This window comes from Nostoc sp. CALU 546 (genome assembly GCF_048836525.1).
In genome coordinates, this window is the sequence record NZ_JAWJTF010000245.1 from 1 (window position 1) to 3,194 (window position 3,194).

General features: G+C 38.1%; 1 protein-coding gene and 1 pseudogene. One reads left to right on the forward strand and one right to left on the reverse strand.

Annotated features, from left to right (window positions below; genetic code table 11):
- Positions 1-15: 15 nt before the first annotated feature.
- A protein-coding gene (locus RRG12_RS42180; RefSeq protein WP_420759307.1) for an ISKra4 family transposase occupies positions 16-1,076 on the reverse strand; the annotation gives its coding sequence in 2 pieces (ribosomal slippage) (positions 16-920 and positions 920-1,076; 1,062 coding nt in all).
- Positions 1,077-2,273: 1,197 nt separating this feature from the next.
- On the opposite strand from RRG12_RS42180, the pseudogene RRG12_RS42185 reads away from it, so the two are divergent.
- Positions 2,274-3,194: pseudogene (locus tag RRG12_RS42185) on the forward strand (phosphoketolase); the annotation flags it as partial.

Genomic DNA, 3,194 nt, shown 5'->3' on the forward strand with positions numbered 1-3,194 from the left:
AGAACTAAACAGGTTCTAAAGCTGGACATTAAGATAAGCACAGCGATGCTTGAGAACTTGAGGGACATTAGATTCATCCCATTGTGCTCCAGATATTTTTAGTCGCCGATCTATCTGTTTGATAGTAGACTCGATGGCACCAGAACCAATAGAACAAATACCTTCGGTTTGATAATACTCATAATTGACAATTCGATGTCGATGAGTTTCCAAATATCGGCAAAAATTTTGGGCTTTTTTAGCTTTAAGTGGAGAGATGAGGGCGAGAGTTTCATCAACTTTTCCTTGCCAAAGAAAAGTTTCCGCAGCTTTGAGTCGCTTGAGAGAACCACCAACTTTATGTAGATTTTCAATCAGATGAAACCAATCTAAAATCTCCCGTATTTCTCCTGGACAATTAAATTGTCGAATTATTTTCCATATCCCTGGATCTCCATCACCTAAACAGGTTAATGGTTCTGCCAAGTGTTGTTTATTTACCCAATCAATTAAAGCTTCATTTTCGCCTAATTTCGCTACCTTTATTTCTTGGTTGATGCAGATAGCTTTATAGTCTTTCCAGATGCATGGTTCTCCTTTTTCTTCTGTCCTAAGCCTCACCTTACCGCCATCCAGGCTAATTTCTTCTATTTCTTGTTCGCATCCTATTTCGGGAAAATCATACCGCTGAACGATTCTTTGTTGTGTGCTAGCAGAAATAGACATCCCGGTATATTTATGAATATCTTTTGCCGCATTTTCATAGGAGACATTTGCACTTGCTCTCAAGCAACATTGTTCTAAGTAAGGACTTATTTTCTGATTTTTCTCTAGTTTTAACTTTCGTGCTTGTTTTTCACTGATTGGCAATTCTCCAAGAATACTTTTAATTGTTCTTACTCTCCCCGATGAAGTTCCTGTTGCTTCTTTGAGAAAAAAAACCCTAATTCTGGCGTAATATATTCTAGAGTTTGCGCTCTGATTGTTTTTTCAATTCCAGCTAGGCTCTCTAATTCTTTAGTCTCTGCTTCTTGATACAGAATTTTTGCTATGGCTTGAAGATGTTTCTGGATTTTTTTCTGATTAGCTGGTTCCATTGTTGTTGTGAAAATTGATTTCTTCCTATATTTTCATTGATTTTGCCACTATTCAATAGTTCATATGTTCTAACAAAGTTGACATGCTCCCGATGTATACTTCTACTACAGCCAATTTATATGTTGTAAATATTTTTTTAAATGGAATTACACCATAGGAGAGATAAACGCTCAAAAGTTATTAAATAAAGGTTAAAAATTAAATATCTTAGTAAAACTTGTACAACTTATACACCAATCAAACGCTTGGTTAAACACGATTTCTAATCTTAGAGTGTCATACTAACCTTTATCAGCAAATTGACAAAGGTTAGTCAAATATATGCCTAGTAAAGCTTTATTAACAAGTCCTCGTAAATTGAGTATATCTACAACAATCAGTCAATCGATGATGAGTAAGCATTTTTGCCCTAACTGTTCAGACATTTTACTCCGTCATGTACGTTTGGGAGAACTTTACTGGCGCTGTAGTTACTGCTATCAGGAAATGCCCATTTAGAAAACGGGGGTGGTACGCTAACGTGCCATCAACACCACCACTGACCTAAAAAATCATAAATAGGTTAATTAATGGTTAACGTTAAACTAAGTTAATGTCATTATTTTTAATTTAAATTAAAATATTTATATCTATCTATTTTTCAGATATAACACTAATTTTGCAGCCCAATTTATTTAACTTTTAAAGTGGATTTTATCTACCTTTAGTTGGATGTTTAAGTTAGAAGATATATCAGAATATAAGTAGTTATACTGTATGTAATGCACATTCCACCCTTTTAATCAGGATATAAGGGACTTTTAAACAAGATAGTAGTGAATAGTGAAGTGCAGGCAATACAATTAGATTAGCTAAAAATCGAGATTTTTGTAATTGGGAAAGATCGATTTTATGACTCAATTATTTCATAGTCTTGTTAATTGCTAACCTTATGCAAACTGTATTGGAAGTAGCTGGTTGTATAAGTGAACCGCAAGTAAAACCATAGTTATCGATTGATATCCGCTTAACCATTTTGAGATTGATCAATGTAGTACCCAATGGTAGATGCACTGTACTACATCACTTCTTTGGTATTCATATTTAGTCTTGAAATATCGGGTTTTAAAACTGTGTAGACGTGGAGCAGTTTGTCATCAGACATCGCGTGTTCAACGATTCTTTAACTAAAAATAGATTAGTAGGATTCAAAATCTATGACCATTTCTCCTTCTAAGACAAAGGTTTCAGTTGTTGAAAACGGTAAATCTGCCACACTTAGTACTGAAGAACTGCGTCAGATAAATGCTTACTGGCGTGCCTGCAACTATTTAGCTCTAGGTATGATATATTTGCAGGACAATCCACTGCTAAAAGAACCCCTCAAGCCAGAACACATCAAGAATCGCCTGTTAGGACACTGGGGTACAAGTCCCGGTTTAAGCTTTATCTACGTCCATCTGAACCGTTTAATCAAAAAATATGATCTGGACGTGATTTACATCGCAGGCCCCGGTCATGGCGCTCCGGGCATCCTTGCGCCGACATACTTAGAAGGAACCTATTCTGAGGTTTATCCTGATAAGAGCGAGGACGAGGAAGGTATGCTGAAGTTTTTCAAACAGTTCTCCTTTCCTGGTGGAATTGGTAGCCATTGCACACCTGAAACTCCTGGCTCGATTCATGAAGGCGGCGAGTTAGGTTACAGCCTCTCCCACGCTTACGGGGCTGCTTTCGATAACCCGGATTTGATTGTGACAGCAGTTGTTGGTGACGGGGAAGCAGAAACAGGCCCTCTAGCAACAGCTTGGCATTCTAATAAATTTATCAACCCCATTCGGGATGGTGCAGTTTTACCAATCTTGCATTTGAATGGCTACAAGATTGCTAACCCCACCATCCTAGCCCGCATCAGCCACGAGGAACTAGAGGACTTATTCAAGGGCTACGGTTACACACCTTACTTTGTGGAAGGGCACGATCCAGCGCAAGTGCATCAACTGATGGCAGCAACTCTGGAAACAGTTATTTTGGAAATCAAGAAAATCCAAACCGAAGCCAGGACTTCGGGTGTTGCCAAACGTCCTCGTTGGCCGATGATTGTCCTTCGTACCCCTAAAGGATGGACTGCGCCGACA